The sequence below is a fragment of the Haloferula sargassicola genome (assembly GCF_040362925.1).
Classification (GTDB): domain Bacteria; phylum Verrucomicrobiota; class Verrucomicrobiia; order Verrucomicrobiales; family Akkermansiaceae; genus Haloferula; species Haloferula sargassicola.
Genome location: NZ_BAABRI010000008.1, coordinates 173863 through 187391, shown reverse-complemented (window position 1 = coordinate 187391; position 13529 = coordinate 173863). Strand labels below are relative to the sequence as shown.

At 66.3% G+C, this 13529-nt stretch carries 11 protein-coding genes; 6 read left to right on the top strand and 5 right to left on the bottom strand.

Features of this window, described 5'->3' with window-relative positions; genetic code table 11:
- Positions 1–62: 62 nt before the first annotated feature.
- The 3 genes from ABXH26_RS08890 to ABXH26_RS08880 all read left to right on the top strand — a co-directional run bounded on the left by ABXH26_RS08890 (position 63) and on the right by ABXH26_RS08880 (position 4677).
- A complete protein-coding gene (locus tag ABXH26_RS08890) occupies positions 63–1943 on the top strand; it encodes a sodium:solute symporter (protein ID WP_353566700.1) in 1881 nt (626 codons plus the stop codon).
- A gap of 91 nt (positions 1944–2034) precedes the next feature.
- Positions 2035–3207 carry a serine hydrolase domain-containing protein gene (locus ABXH26_RS08885; RefSeq protein WP_353566699.1) on the top strand — a complete coding sequence of 391 codons (1173 nt, stop codon included), beginning with the start codon at positions 2035–2037 and terminating at the stop codon, positions 3205–3207.
- Between the two features lie 48 nt (positions 3208–3255).
- Positions 3256–4677: a LamG domain-containing protein gene (locus ABXH26_RS08880; protein WP_353566698.1), complete on the top strand. Its 1422-nt coding sequence runs from the start codon at positions 3256–3258 to the stop codon at positions 4675–4677.
- On the opposite strand, the gene rlmN is transcribed toward ABXH26_RS08880, so the two are convergent.
- Complete coding sequence (gene rlmN / locus ABXH26_RS08875; RefSeq protein WP_353566697.1) at positions 4678–5715, bottom strand: 23S rRNA (adenine(2503)-C(2))-methyltransferase RlmN; 1038 nt, start codon at positions 5713–5715, stop codon at positions 4678–4680.
- Positions 5716–5805: 90 nt separating this feature from the next.
- On the opposite strand from rlmN, the gene ABXH26_RS08870 reads away from it, so the two are divergent.
- Complete coding sequence (locus ABXH26_RS08870; protein ID WP_353566696.1) at positions 5806–6129, top strand: hypothetical protein; 324 nt, start codon at positions 5806–5808, stop codon at positions 6127–6129.
- 3 nt (positions 6130–6132) lie between these two features.
- Here the strand turns inward: ABXH26_RS08870 and ABXH26_RS08865 are convergent, their stop codons facing one another.
- Positions 6133–6792 carry a spermidine synthase gene (locus tag ABXH26_RS08865; protein ID WP_353566695.1) on the bottom strand — a complete coding sequence of 220 codons (660 nt, stop codon included), beginning with the start codon at positions 6790–6792 and terminating at the stop codon, positions 6133–6135.
- Complete coding sequence (locus ABXH26_RS08860; protein ID WP_353566694.1) at positions 6789–7739, bottom strand: ThuA domain-containing protein; 951 nt, start codon at positions 7737–7739, stop codon at positions 6789–6791. Before ABXH26_RS08860 ends, ABXH26_RS08865 begins: the two co-directional genes overlap by 4 nt.
- 143 nt (positions 7740–7882) lie before the next feature.
- On the opposite strand from ABXH26_RS08860, the gene ABXH26_RS08855 reads away from it, so the two are divergent.
- A complete protein-coding gene (locus tag ABXH26_RS08855; protein ID WP_353566693.1) occupies positions 7883–8146 on the top strand; it encodes a hypothetical protein in 264 nt (87 codons plus the stop codon).
- On the opposite strand, the gene ABXH26_RS08850 is transcribed toward ABXH26_RS08855, so the two are convergent.
- Positions 8147–9253, bottom strand: coding sequence for a pyridoxal phosphate-dependent aminotransferase (locus tag ABXH26_RS08850; protein ID WP_353566692.1), 1107 nt, complete (start codon positions 9251–9253; stop codon positions 8147–8149).
- A 237-nt stretch (positions 9254–9490) separates the two neighbouring features.
- On the opposite strand from ABXH26_RS08850, the gene ABXH26_RS08845 reads away from it, so the two are divergent.
- Positions 9491–12085, top strand: coding sequence for a helicase-related protein (locus ABXH26_RS08845; protein WP_353566691.1), 2595 nt, complete (start codon positions 9491–9493; stop codon positions 12083–12085).
- On the opposite strand, the gene ABXH26_RS08840 is transcribed toward ABXH26_RS08845, so the two are convergent.
- Positions 12086–13432: an NAD(P)/FAD-dependent oxidoreductase gene (locus tag ABXH26_RS08840; protein ID WP_353566690.1), complete on the bottom strand. Its 1347-nt coding sequence runs from the start codon at positions 13430–13432 to the stop codon at positions 12086–12088.
- Positions 13433–13529 lie beyond the last annotated feature (97 nt).

Genomic DNA, 13529 nt, shown 5'->3' with positions numbered 1-13529 from the left:
CCGCCTCCTGCCGCCATCCCGAACAGACTGTCGGCAATTCAAACCCTGAACCCACGCAACCCATGGAGACCCTCGATTGGATCGTCATCGCCGGCTATTTCGGCCTCATCGGATACATCGCCTGGTGGTACGGCCGCCAGCAGAAGGACACCGCCGACTACTTCCTCGCCGGACGCAATGCCGGCTGGATCACGATCGGCGCCTCGATTTTCACCTCGAACATCGGCTCCGAGCACATCGTGGGCCTCGCCGGCCAAGGCGCAGCCACCGGCATGGCCATGGCGCACTGGGAACTCCATGCGTGGGTGCTCATCATGCTCGCCGGCCTGTTCGTCCCGTTCTATTACAAGTCCGGCGTCGAAACGATCCCGCAGTTCCTTGAGAAGCGCTTCAACGCCCGCGCCCGCTGGGTGCTCTCGGTGGTCTCGCTGGTCGCTTATATTTTCACCAAGGTGTCGGTGACCGTTTACGCCGGCGCGATCGTCTTCAAGGCGCTCCTGCCCGAGGTCAATCTCACCATCGGAGGTCTCTACCTCAATGCCTTCTGGATCGGTGCCTTCACCACCGTGGTGATCACCGGTCTCTACACCGTCTTCGGCGGCATGCGCGCGATCATGGCCACCTCCACCCCGCAGGCGCTGGTCATCCTGTTCGGTTCGGCGGTGATCACCTCGATCGGCCTTGCGCGGCTCGGAGGCGGCGACGGCATCGGTGCCGGCTGGGGGGAAATGGTTTCCTCCGCCAAGGCCAACGCCGACCAGTTCGCCCTGTGGCGGCCGCTCTCCGACCCGGATTTCCCGTGGCTCGGCGTGCTGATCGCCTCCCCGATCATCGGCATCTGGTACTGGTGCACCGATCAGTACATCGTCCAGCGCACACTGACCGCCAAAGACCTCGCCACCGCCCGGCGCGGTGCTCTCTTCGGCGGCCTGCTCAAGGTCTGGCCGGTGCTGATTTTCCTGATCCCCGGCATGATCGGCTGGACGCTCGACAAGAACTTCAACCGTGGCGCCGCCGACCCGATGCTGGCCCAGACTTTCAGCCGCGACATCTCCAAGGAGGACGAATCGAAGGCCGAGCTGGAACTCAACTCCCGCCTGCGCGAGCTCAACGACGTGACCAACGCCGACGGCCAGAAGGGCTTCTTCATCCAGCGCGAGCTGAAGGACACCAAGATCGACGGCGAGACGGTGAAAGCCTTCCAGATTCAGGGCGACCAGGTCTTCCCGACCCTCGTCACCTCACTGCTGCCCACCGGCATCCGCGGCCTGATCGTCGCCTGCCTGCTCGCCGCGCTGATGAGCTCGCTGGCCTCGCTGTTCAACTCGTCCGCCGCCCTGTTCACGGTCGACATCTATGAGAAAATCCGGCCCGGCAACTCGCAGAAGCACCTCCTCACGGTCGGCCGCATCGCCACCGTGGTGGTCGTGGGCGTGGGCATGATCTGGATCCCGGTCATGGCGAAGGTTTCCGACGGCGGCCTTTACCAATATCTCCAGAGCGTGCAGGGCTATCTGGCCCCGCCGATCACCGCGGTGTTCCTGCTCGGCCTGTTTTGGAAACGAATGAACGCGCAGGGTGCCGTCGCGGCCCTCGTCACGGGTTTCGTGCTCGGCATGATCAAGCTGTCGCTCCAGTCGTTCTTCGGTTCCGCCGAAGGGAAAATGAGCGATCCCGCCTTCCTGGCCGCCATCGGGGACTTCAACTTCCTTTACGCCACCGGCGTGCTGATGGTCATCAGCATCGTGGTCATGATCGTGGTTTCGCTCGTCACCGCGCCGCCGACCGAGGACCAGACCCGCGGCCTGACCTACGGCTCGATCCACCACCTGGCGGAGGACGAAATCGAAGGCAGCTGGGATACCGGCAACAAGGTGTTGGCCGTCCTGATCCTGCTCCTCGTGCTCGGCATGTATACCTATTTCAGCTTCTGGCTCAAATAGACCTCCAATTCATGGGCTTCCCGGAGCCGGCCCTCCCGCGGGCCGGCTCTTTTCGTTTTGCACTCCGGCATCGGCGGGTAGCTTGCGGGTCATGAAAACCCTGACCGCCCTGATGTTCGCCAGCTCCTTCGCCGCCGCCAGCCCGACCCTGCAACCCGTCACCAAGGCGGTTGATGAGGCCATCGACGCCTGGCAGGTCGCCGGCGCGGTCACGCTGGTCTCGGAAGATGGCGAGATCCGCCACCTCGGCGCCCAGGGCTATGCCGACGTGGAAAGCAAGAAGCCAATGCCCGAGGACGCCTTGTTCTGGATCGCCTCCATGACCAAGCCCGTCACCGCGGCCGCGGTCATGCATCAGGTCGAGGCGGGAAAGATCGACCTCGAGGCTCCCGTGTCCGACTACCTGCCTGCCTTCAAGGACCTCAAGGGGCCCGAGGGGAAGCCGGCCACCGTGACGCTGAAGCAATGCCTCACCCACACCAGCGGTCTCGCCGACCTGGAGCCCGGAGAGGGCGCGGAGCCGACCACCTTGGAAGAGGTGATTCCCCTGATCGTTGCCAAGCCCCTCAACTTCGAGCCGGGCTCCCAATGGCAATACTGCCAGACCGGCATCAACACCGCCGCCCGGGTGGTCGAGGTGGTTTCGGGCCAAGCCTTTCCCGACTACCTGCAGCAGCACTTCTTCAAGCCGCTCGGCATGGACGACACTTCGTTTTACCCGACCGAGGACCAGTCCAAGCGGCTCGCCACTTCCTATGCCAAACAGGAAAACGGTGACCTCGAACCCGCAGTGCTGCGCTTCCTCTATGGCAAGCCGGTGACCTCGAAGAACCGCTATCCCCTCGCCAATGGCGGGCTTTTCTCCACCGCCCGCGACTACCACCGCTTCTGCCGGATGCTTCTCGGAAAAGGCGAACTCGAGGGCGAGCGCTACCTGAAACCGGAAAGCGTCGAGATGATGTCATCGATCCAAACGGGTGACCTCGAGACCGGCTTCACGCCGGGCAACGGGTGGGGCATCGGCTGCTGTGTGGTCAAGGAACCCCAGGGCGTGACCGCCGCGCTGTCGCCGGGCTCTTTCGGTCACGGCGGGGCCTACGGCACCCAGGCTTGGATCGATCCGGTGAAAAAACGCGTCTATCTCCTCATGGTCCAGCGCGCCAACTTCCCGAATTCCGACGGCTCGAACCTGCGTGAAGCCTTTCAGGACGCCGCGGCGGAAGCCCTCGCCCACGGTTCGGAATCATCACGTGATGGCGATTGACATGACTTCCTCATGGTATGGGATCGCAGGAACTTCGCTCCCATCCGCATGTCTTCTTCCCGGCCTCGCGCCCTGATCTTCCTCTCCGCGCTGGGGGCCTTCACCTCCGCCTGCCTGCCGGCGGAGGCCATCCTCGACACCAACTCCAATGGCCTGAGCGACCTCTGGGAACGTCGCTTCAATCATGGACTCCTGTTCGACGCCTCCTTTTACAAGGGGGATGACGACGATGGGGACGGCTGGACCAACCGCCAGGAGGCGGAGGCCGGCACCGATCCGCGCAGCGCGCGCCCTCCCTTCGGCATGATCCGCCCGGAGGTCGAGATCACCCCAGCCGGCCAAGCCCTGCTCACCTGGCCGCAGGTGTTAGGGAAACACTATGAGGTCGAGAAGTCCACGACGCTGCTCGCCGGCAGCTGGAGCCTCTGCAGCGAACCGATCACTCCCTCGGGCGGCAGCTGCACAAGCGAGATCCACCCGGGCGACGACCCTGCGGATCCCCTGTTTCTTCGGATCACCGTGAGCGATAGGCATTCGGACGCTGACCAGCTGACCGACACCGAGGAGCTCACGCTCGGTACCGATCCCTACTCGGCGGACACCGACGGTGACGGCCTGATGGACCACGAAGACCCCCTGCCTTTCAACAACCCCATCCTCACCGATCCCGATGGGCAGAACCTCGATGCCAGCCTGGCCAATGGACTGATCGGGCGCTGGGACTGCGAGTCGATCGGGACCTTTGGCACGAGTCGCGGCGTGGCCGACATCGCTCCGGACGGTGTCGCGCATCACGCCCTGTCCGCGGCGGACTCGCTGAACCTCGACAACTCCGGCATCATCTCCAAGGGCGTCCGTTTCAATAACTGGGATGACTCCCTGTCCGCCCCGGGCACCCTGTTTGCCGGCCGGCCGGCTTTCAGTTTCTCGATGTGGTTCAAATGCCAGGCCGACACCATCCAAAGCCGCGGCGGCGTGGTGCTGTTCTCGCTGAATACCCAGCTGACCGGTTACCCGCCGCTGATGTTGTTCATTTCCCGGGCACCGACCGCCTTCGCCTCGCAGAACGTTCAAATCGTCGGCTATGCGGGGGCATCGCTCGTGCCGATCGGCACCGGAGCCCTGGCCACCGGCGTCCGCCTCGACGACGGCCACTACCACCACGTTTCCTTCGTCAAATCCGGCACCAGCGGCAGCGCCTACATCGATGGCTCGCTGCTGGCCTCCGGCGTCGTCCCTTCCACCTACACCTCCACTTCGACCGGCTACTTCAGCTTCGGCAAGGCGATCCCGGTGGCGAACGACACCGGCACCATGTTCCTCGGCACCATGGACCGCCTTCGTTTCTACTCCCGCGCCCTCACCGTGGCGGAGATCGGCAAGCTCTACCATCACGACAGCGACGGGGATGGAGACACCGACCTCGAGGAAATCGAGAGCGGCACCGATCCCGCCGTGTGGGGCCGGTGATCAGGCCGTGCGCCGCGCCAGCTGGCCGCAGCCGGCATCGACGTCGATCCCGCGCCGCTGCCGCACCGTGGCCGGCAGCCCGGCGTGCCGGAGGATCTGTTGGAAAGCCATCACCCTCCCCCAGTCCGCCTCGCGGCCCTCGTAGCCCTCGGTGGGATTGAGCGGGATCAGGTTCACGTGGGCATCGATGCCGCGCAGCAGCTCCACCAATCGGCGGGCGTAACCTTCGCCATCGTTGACCCCGTCGATCAGCGTCCACGCCACCAGCACGCGACCTTTTTTCGCTGAATACTCGCGCATCGCCGCGGTCAGGTCCGCCAGCGGCCAGCGCCGGTTCACCGGGATCAGGCGGCCTCGTTCGTCATCGTCCACCCCATGCAGGCTCACCGCCAGCGAGTAGGGTGCGGGATGGTCGGCCAGCCGCAGGATGCCCGGGATGTGGCCGACCGTGCTGATCGAGACCTTGGAAGGCGCGATGCCGAGGCCGTGGCTATCGGTCGCCACCGCCAGCGCCTGCATGGTGGCATCGAAATTGTGCAGCGGCTCGCCCATGCCCATCATCACCAGGTTGCGCAGCCGTTCGCCGTGGCGCTCGGCCGTCAGCCGCGCCACCTCGCGGGCCTGGGCGACGATCTCGCCGGCATCGAGGTGGCGGGAAAAACCCATCTGCCCCGTGGCGCAGAACACGCAGCCCATCGCGCAGCCGACCTGGGTGCTCAGGCAGCCGGTGAAGCGGCCGGGAAAGCCCATCAGCACCGATTCGATCCGCGCATCGTCGCGCAGGCCGAACAGGAACTTCGTCGTCCAGCCGTCCTGGCTCACCGTTTCGGTCACCGTCTCCAGTTCGGTTCGCAGCCCCGCCCGGCCTTCCAGCCAGCGCTCGAGCGGAGCGACGAAACGGCCCCGCACGCCGGTTTGCAGCCAGCGGAAAAGCCCCGCGGCATGCGCCGGGTTGACCCCGTCCGTGACCAGCCGCTCGCGCAGCTGGTCGAGTCGCAGGCCATCGAGGGCGGCAGTCGGTTTCAGGGAAATCGGCACGGCGCGCAAGCTGCGCGATCCCCACGGGTCGATCAAGCCACCTTGTGCCCGACATTGACCTCGGCCCGACGCGCGGGGATGCTGCCGGCGATGTTTCCGCGGCTGATGATTTCCGGCGTGCTCGCCGTCCTGCTCCCGTCGTGCGGCCTGATCCGCGCCCCCTTCAAGATCGCCGGCGGCCTGGTCGAAGGCACCGCCAAAGCCACCAAGGCGGCCGTCAATGCCCCGGGCGAAGCGCTCGAAAAACGCAAACAACGCAAGGCGGCGGAAAAAAAGAAGCAGGAGGCGAAGGACAAGGCCGCGGCACGACAGGGCTCCACCTTTGACGCCGCCGATCCGACCGCCATGCCGCCGCCCGAGCCTACCGTCGAAGAACCGCTGCCCGCCCAGGACGAGCTGCCGTTGCCCGAGTGAGGCTCAGCGGTCCGCCACGAAAAGCGTGTGCGAGAACTTCTTGGCCTGCGGATAGGCCTTCGCGCCCACGGATTCGACGCGGCGGAATTCCTTCTCCAGCAGACGGGCAAAGGACTTGTCGCGGTGGGCCGACCAGAACACGACCCGCCCACGCGGCGACAACGCCGACTTGATCCGGCGCAGTCCTCCCCGCCCGTAGAGCCGGTCGTTTCCGCCACTGACCAAGGCATCCACGCCGTTGTCGACATCGAGCAGGATCGCATCGAAGCCGCCGCCCGAGGCCGCCGCGATGCAGTCGGCCACATCGCCCCGATGCAGCTCGACCCGCTTGTCATCCAGGCAGCCTCCATTCACCCCGCCGAGGAACTCGCGATTCCACGCCACGACTTCCGGCAGCAGCTCCGCCACCACGACCTCACCGTTCGAGGGCACCAGCTCGAGCACGCGCTTCAGGGTGAATCCGAAGCCCAGCCCGCCGATCAGGACCCGCCCGGCACCCCGCGCGCAACCCAATTCCGCCAGCGTCGCCTCGGACGCGGTGGCGGTGGTGCTCATCAGCGTCACGCCGTCGACTTTCAGGAAAAACTCGCCGTCGTGCTCTTGGAGCAGCATCGGGAATCCATCGGGCGTGGTGGTGCTGGCGAGAACGGTGGTGGCTTTCATCCGGGCTTCTTTTCCCGCTCGGCCGGGATCGGGGCGGGCGCCTCCTTGCGCACCGCGTCCACGTCCGGAAGCGTCAACCGAGGGTTCTCCTGACCGGGATAGATGTCGAGGTTCTCGTTGAGTTCGTCCTCGGTCACCGGTGAGGATTTCACGCCCCCCTCCGGCACCTCCATGCCGGCGGTCCAGACGATCGCATTCAGCACCAGCGTGCGGAAGTCATCGATCGCCCAGTTCTTGTGGTAGTGCCCGCCCACGAAGCCGACGCCGCGGCCGCCATCGTCGCGCTGCACGCCCCACATCAGCGTCTGCTCCTTGCCCATGCCCTCGGCCCCGCGCCAGTTCCACATGTTGATGTAGTGGCGGATGCGCTCGCGGGTCGGCACCGCGGTGACCAGATCGAGCACCGCCCCGCGGTCCTCCTGGAAACGCATGTTGTAGTAGAATTCGTCGAAGCCCTCGAAGCTCTCCGACAGCCCGCGGGCGATCGGGTGGTCCGGCTTCACCTTCAGCTCGGCCACCCAGTGCGGGTTCACGGAAAAGTCGTCTTCCATGGTCGCGCCGACCCAGTGCCGCTGCCACGCGTCGGCGTTCTCTTTGCTCGGGTGCACCGCGTAGTGCATGAACATGAGGCCCTTGCCCTGCTTCGCGAGGCCGTCGATGAATTCCCACTCGCCGGCGATGCCGGATGACGCATCGCAGTAGATGAGGATCGCGTCCGCCTTTTCCAGCACGCCGCGCTGCTTCGCCGGCCAGTCGGAGCCGACGACCGTCGCGTGAAGGTCAAGCCCGCTTTCCTCATTGAGCGCCTTCTGCAGCAGCAGGCAGCCCGCGCGGAACTCGTGCTCGCCCGAGCCATGGCTGCGGTCGCCCGCGATGAAAACGATCTCTTTTTCCGCCGCGAACGCCCCTCCCGCCAGTCCACCTGCCAACAATGCGCTTATGATCATTCGGTTCATCGCCCCAGAATACGGTGGGGCGGGAGATTCCTTGCGCGCACCGAAGGGAAACCTCCGGCGGTCTTTCCTGCTAGCGTTCGAAGAAATGAGGGTGAATATTCGACCGTCAATCGTCATCCAAAACCGCGCGAACCATGAAAAACCACATCCTCAAAATCGCCGCCATCGCCCTGCTGCCGCTGATGGCCGTATCCTGCATGACCACCTACGATGCCGCCGGCCGGCCGGTGCAGAGCGTCGATCCCGGAGCCGCCGCCGCCATCGCCGTGGGCGCAGCCGCGCTGGGCGTCGCCGCCGGGCGCCAGTATCGCGGCCATGACGTCTACTACTACCGCGGCCGTCCCGCCTACTACTACGGCGGCCGCCGCTACTGGGTGCCCCGCGGCCACCGCTGGTGATCAGGCCAGCCCGCAGAGCACTTGCGCACCGGCCCGGAGCTTGTCGTCCGGGACGGTGTAGCAGATGCGGAAATGCGTGTCCTTTTCGCTGAACACCCCGCCCGGGATGATCAGCACGTTGTTGGCGATCGCTTTTTCCACGAAGCTCGTGCCCGTGAAGCCCTCGGGCGCCTTCGCCCACAGGTAGAAGGCGCCGTCCGGCGGGCCGAGCTCGAAGTGCCCGCCCAGCAGCCCGACCATCAGGTCGCGCTTCGCCCGATACTGGTCGATGTAGGGCTCCAGAACCACCTCCGGCGCGGCCAGCGCCGCCCACTGCGTCACCGACGGCGCGCAGACGAAGCTGTACTGCTGGACCTTGGTCATCGCCCCGATCACGTCCGCCGGACCGCAGGCATAACCGAGCCGCCAGCCGGTCATGCCGTAGGCCTTCGAGTGTCCGGCCAAAACCAGCGTGTCCTCGTAGATTTCGGCCATCGACACCATCGCGGTATAGGCGAAGTGGCGGTAGATCTCGTCGCTGATCACCAGCACGCCGTGCCTGCGACAGACCTCCGCCACGCCCTCCAGTTCGCTGCGCGAAAGGATGCGCCCGGTCGGGTTCGCCGGAGAATTGAGGAGCAGCAGCTTCGTTTTCGGCGTGATCAGTTTTTCCAGGCGCTCCGGATCAATTCCGAAGGCCGCATCGTAGGTATCGAGATACACCGGTACGCCGCCGAACAGCCGCACGAGGTGCTTGTACATCACGAAATACGGGTCCGGCACGATGACCTCGTCGCCTTCGTTGATGAGTGCCAGCAGCGCCAGGAAAAGCCCGCCGCTCACTCCCGAGGTCACCAGCGTTTCCGCCTCCGACCACTCGCGGCCGGTGAAGCTCTTCTCATCGGCCCGCAGCATCTCCCGCAGCTCGCCGAGCCCCTGGGTCGGCGTGTAGGCGTTGCGACCAGCATCGATCGCCGCGTGCGCCGCCTGCTTGATTTCCGGCGGCACATCGAAGTCCGGCTGACCGATCGAGAGATTGATCGGATCCTTCATCGAGCGCGCCAGGTCGAAGACCTTGCGGATCCCGGAGGCATCGATGACCGAAGTGCGGTGGGCGAGTCGTGACATGCCCGCTTCTCTGCCAGCCTCCGCCCGGGGAAACAAGACGGCTTCCCGGAATTCCGTCGCAGGATGAACCCGATGAAAAGGATGAAAAGGATAAGGAAAATGGATTCAAAACCCTGATTCCCATCCCATTCATCCTCCCCCATCTCATCCATCCTGCTCCCAAATCCCCAAGACCCCGCCTGTTCTCCAGAGTTTCCCTTCCCCAAACCCGCTCCGCCCGCTAGACCCCGGCCCCCAATGCAGCGACCGCAACCCGGACAACGGTGGGTTTCCACCTCCGAACCCGCCCTCGGCCTCGGCATCGTCCTTTCCGCCGGCGACGGCAGGGTGGAGCTGCATTTCCCCGCCGCCGAGGAAACCCGACTCTACGCGCTCGACTCCGCGCCCGTCGTCCGCGTCCGATTCAAGGAGGGCGACACCGTGGCCGACCACCACAGCCGCGAGTTCCGCATCACCGGCATCCGTGAGGAAAACGGCCGCCTGACCTATCTCGACGGCGCCACCGAGGTGCCTGAGGCCGCGCTGCTCGACACGCTCAGCTTCACCGCGCCGGAGGAACGCCTGCTCGCCGGGATGTGCGACGAACCCGGCGACTTCGACCTGCGCCGCCGCGTGCTCGACATGGCCACGCAGCTCCGCCGCTCGCCCGCCCGCGGCTTTCTCGGCGCGCGCATCGACCTCATCCCGCACCAGTTCGCGATCGTCGCCGAGGCCTGCCGCCGGCCCCACCCGCGCTTGCTGCTGGCCGACGAAGTCGGCCTCGGCAAGACCATCGAGGCCTGCCTGATCCTCCACCACCTGCACCTCACCGGCCGCGCCGACCGCGTGCTGATCCTCGTCCCCGAGCCGCTCGTCCACCAGTGGTTCGTCGAGCTGCTGCGCCGCTTCAACCTGCTCTTCGCGCTCTTCGACGAGGCCCGCTGCGAGGCCATCCGCGCCCACGATCCGGAGGCCAATCCTTTCACCGACTCGCAGCTCATCCTCGCGCCGGTCGGCCTGCTGGCGGAAAATGACGAGCTCACCCGGCTGGCCGCCGCGTCCGGCTTCGACCTGCTGGTGGTCGATGAAGCCCACCACTTCGAGTGGTCGCCCGAGGCGAAATCGCCGGCCTACACCGCGGTCGAGTCGCTGGCCGCGGAAACGCCATCGCTGCTCCTGCTCACCGCCACCCCGCAGCAGCTCGGGCCGGAGGGTCACTTCGCCCGCCTGCGCCTGCTCGATCCCGCCCGCTACGGCGACCTCCGTACTTTCCTCGACGAGGCGGAAGGCTACGGCGAGCTGGTCGAGTGCATCGAGTCGCTGCCCGAAGGCTCCGACGAGGCGCGCGACCTGATCGACCGCTTCGGCACCGGCCGTGTGCTCTTCCGCAACACCCGCCGCCGGCTCGAGGGATTTCCCCGCCGCCTGCCGCACCTGCACCCGCTGCCCACCGATCAGTCGCCCTACGCCTGGCTCGCCGACCTGCTGCGGCTGCTGCCCGACGAGGAAAAGGTCCTGCTCATCACCGGCAGCCCGGAGGCCGCCGAAAAGATCCGTGAGAAGCTGCTGGAGGAAATCCACGTCGAGGTCGCCGTCTTCACCGAGGACCTCACGCTCATCCAGCGCGACCGCAACGCCGCCTGGTTCGCCGACCCCGAGGGCGCGCGGATCCTGATCTGCTCGGAGATCGGCAGCGAGGGCCGCAACTTCCAGTTCGCCCACCACCTCGTCCTCTTCGGTCTGCCACGCGATCCCGAACTGCTCGAGCAACGGATCGGCCGACTCGACCGCATCGGCCAGGCCGAGGACATCCACATCCACGTCCCCTACGGGGAAAATAGTAGCTCGGAGCGCCACGCCCGCTGGCTCCACGAGGGGCTCGACGCCTTTTCCCACCCGCTCCGCGGCGCCTCCACGCTCGCCGCCGAGTTCCTGCCCGAGCTTGAAAGCGGGGCGGAGCTCGACGACCTGATCGCCCGCAGCGCCGCCCGCGCCGCGGAGATCGCCGACCAGCTCGACCACGGCCACGACCGGCTCCTCGAACTCGCCGCGCCGCCCGCGTCCGACGCGGAAGCACTGATCAGGCAGGTCGGCGAACACGACGAGGACGCGCGTTTCGAGCGCTTCGTCATCCGGCTCTTCGACCGCCTCGGCCTCGACGTCTCCGACCTCTTCATCCGCGCCTACCATTTCGCCCGCGGCCAGCGCCTCAGCGAAGCCTTCGCCGACCTGCCGGAGGAGGGCCTCTCCGCCACCTTCGACCGCGAGACCGCGCTTGCCCGCGAGGACCTCGCGCTGCTCACCGCCGACCATCCGCTGGTCCGCGGCGCGGTCGACCACTTCCTCACCTCCGAGTCCGGCAACGCCACCTTCGCCCGCTGGGAAGGCGGCCGAGGAAAAGGAATTCTGCTGGAAGCCTGCTACGTTCTCGAGGTGCCCGCGCCGGCGCGACTCCACCTCGACCGCTTCCTGCCGCCGACCGCGATCCGTGTGATGACGAACCACCAGGGCGCCGACCTCTCGGACAAGTCCGCGCCCGCGCCCTTGTCCGGCGGCAACGCGCGCAAGCTCGTCCAGCAGCCCGCCTTCCGCGACAGCGTCTTCCCGATGCTGCTCGGAAAGACCCGGACCTACGCCGAGTCCCGTAGTTCCGAGCCGGCGGAAAAGGCCCGCGACACCGCCGCGGCCGAGTTTTCCCGGGAAATCGAGCGCCTGCGCGATCTCGCCAACCGCAATCCGCAAGTCGGCGAGGACGACATCGCCCAGCTCGAAAAGCTCCGCGACGAAACGCTGGCCCACCTCGATCACCCGCGGCTGCGCCTCGACAGCCTGCGGCTCATCTGGTGCAGCTGATCAGGCCATCGCCGGCTCGTCCTTGGGCTCCGGCACCGGCGTTTTTGAAGTACGGACCCTGTAGTGCTCCGGCGGCTGGGTGTCCCACACGAGGTGCTTGGTCGACCAATTCACCAGCCCGCGGCCATAGCGGCTGCGGGTCGTCACGCCGGAGACCATCCGCGTGATGTTGGCGGTGAGGTGTTTCTCCATCAACGAGGGCAGCTGCCACTTGCCGTAGGCCTCGCGCAGCTTGGTGCCGGCTTCGTACATCGAGAACATGCGGCCATCGTAGAAATACTCGATGATCTCGCCCCACGAGGTGTGCCAGTCGAGCATCTCCGCCTTCACCTTCTCCAGCTTCGGCGCGAGTTTCTCCGGCTGGTCGAGCACCTTCGGCCCGCCGGCGAAGACTTTCTCATCGAGCAGCTCCGCCATGTGCATGGCCATGAAAAGCCCGGGGGAAAGCATCGGGTCGACGAAGCCGAAGGCATCGCCCGCCGCGATCCAGCCGGGGCCGTGCGAGCGCTCGGAGATCAGCTGGTAGTTGGTGTAGGTCTTCACCTCGGTCACCCGCTTGCGGCCCTTGCCGGGGCCGGCGAGGATGGGCTGCGAGTCGATCAGCGACTCCAGCCGCTCCTCGGCGGTGTCGCCGTGCTGCTTGGCGATGTCCTTGTCGATGACGATGCCCACCGACAGCCGGCCGGGGAGCGGGATCCGCCAGCTCCAGCCGTGTTCGAGGATGGAAATGACCACCTGCCCTTCGGTCATGGCGGTGGAGTCGAAGTCCTCGTAGTGGGCGAAGTAGGCCACGTCGTTGCGGTCGCCCTTCTTCGCACTCAGACCGAGCGCCTTGGCGACGGCGCGGGTGCGGCCGGTGGCGTCGACCAGCAGCTTCGGGTGCTTGCCGTTCAGCTCGGGCACGACCGACATGGTATCCGGGGAAAGCTGGATCTCGCGACCATCGCTTCCCTTTTCCACGGAAGCGCGGTGCTTCACGAAGGTGACGCCCAGCTCCCCGGCGCGGTCGCGCAGCAGGTTGTCGAACTCGGGCCGCGGGATGTTGTAGGAGTAGTTCGGCGTCTTGCCGAGAACGCCGTGGGGGAAAAGGAAGTCGAGCCGCTGGCCGTCGCGGTGGACGAAGGCGACGCCGGGCTTGAACTGCGAGAACTTCGCGACGCGGTCCTCGATCTCCAGGCGGCGCATGAGGTCCACGACCGTGGGCAACAGCGACTCGCCCACCAGCAGCTCGGGGCGACGTTCGTCATCGAAGCAGATGACCTTGAATCCGCGCTTCGCCAACAGGGCACCCAGCGTGCTGCCGGCCGGTCCCGCCCCCAGAATCCCCACGTCGAACGCGTCACTCATGCCGCGTTTCTTATCGCCAATCGCCCGGCGCTCAACCCGGAATTTTCATTCCCCGTGGACACCCCGCCTTCCCCGGCCAATGCTCCGGGCGCACCGC

Bases quoted from the DNA above. Each gene is read 5' to 3' on its own strand.
- ABXH26_RS08890 (WP_353566700.1), top strand. From the start codon at position 63: ATGGAGACCCTCGATTGGATCGTCATCGCCGGCTATTTCGGCCTCATC.
- ABXH26_RS08885 (WP_353566699.1), top strand. From the start codon at position 2,035: ATGAAAACCCTGACCGCCCTGATGTTCGCCAGCTCCTTCGCCGCCGCC.
- ABXH26_RS08880 (WP_353566698.1), top strand. From the start codon at position 3,256: ATGTCTTCTTCCCGGCCTCGCGCCCTGATCTTCCTCTCCGCGCTGGGG.
- ABXH26_RS08870 (WP_353566696.1), top strand. From the start codon at position 5,806: ATGTTTCCGCGGCTGATGATTTCCGGCGTGCTCGCCGTCCTGCTCCCG.
- ABXH26_RS08865 (WP_353566695.1), bottom strand. From the start codon at position 6,792: ATGAAAGCCACCACCGTTCTCGCCAGCACCACCACGCCCGATGGATTC.
- ABXH26_RS08860 (WP_353566694.1), bottom strand. From the start codon at position 7,739: ATGATCATAAGCGCATTGTTGGCAGGTGGACTGGCGGGAGGGGCGTTC.
- ABXH26_RS08855 (WP_353566693.1), top strand. From the start codon at position 7,883: ATGAAAAACCACATCCTCAAAATCGCCGCCATCGCCCTGCTGCCGCTG.
- ABXH26_RS08850 (WP_353566692.1), bottom strand. From the start codon at position 9,253: ATGTCACGACTCGCCCACCGCACTTCGGTCATCGATGCCTCCGGGATC.
- ABXH26_RS08845 (WP_353566691.1), top strand. From the start codon at position 9,491: ATGCAGCGACCGCAACCCGGACAACGGTGGGTTTCCACCTCCGAACCC.
- ABXH26_RS08840 (WP_353566690.1), bottom strand. From the start codon at position 13,432: ATGAGTGACGCGTTCGACGTGGGGATTCTGGGGGCGGGACCGGCCGGC.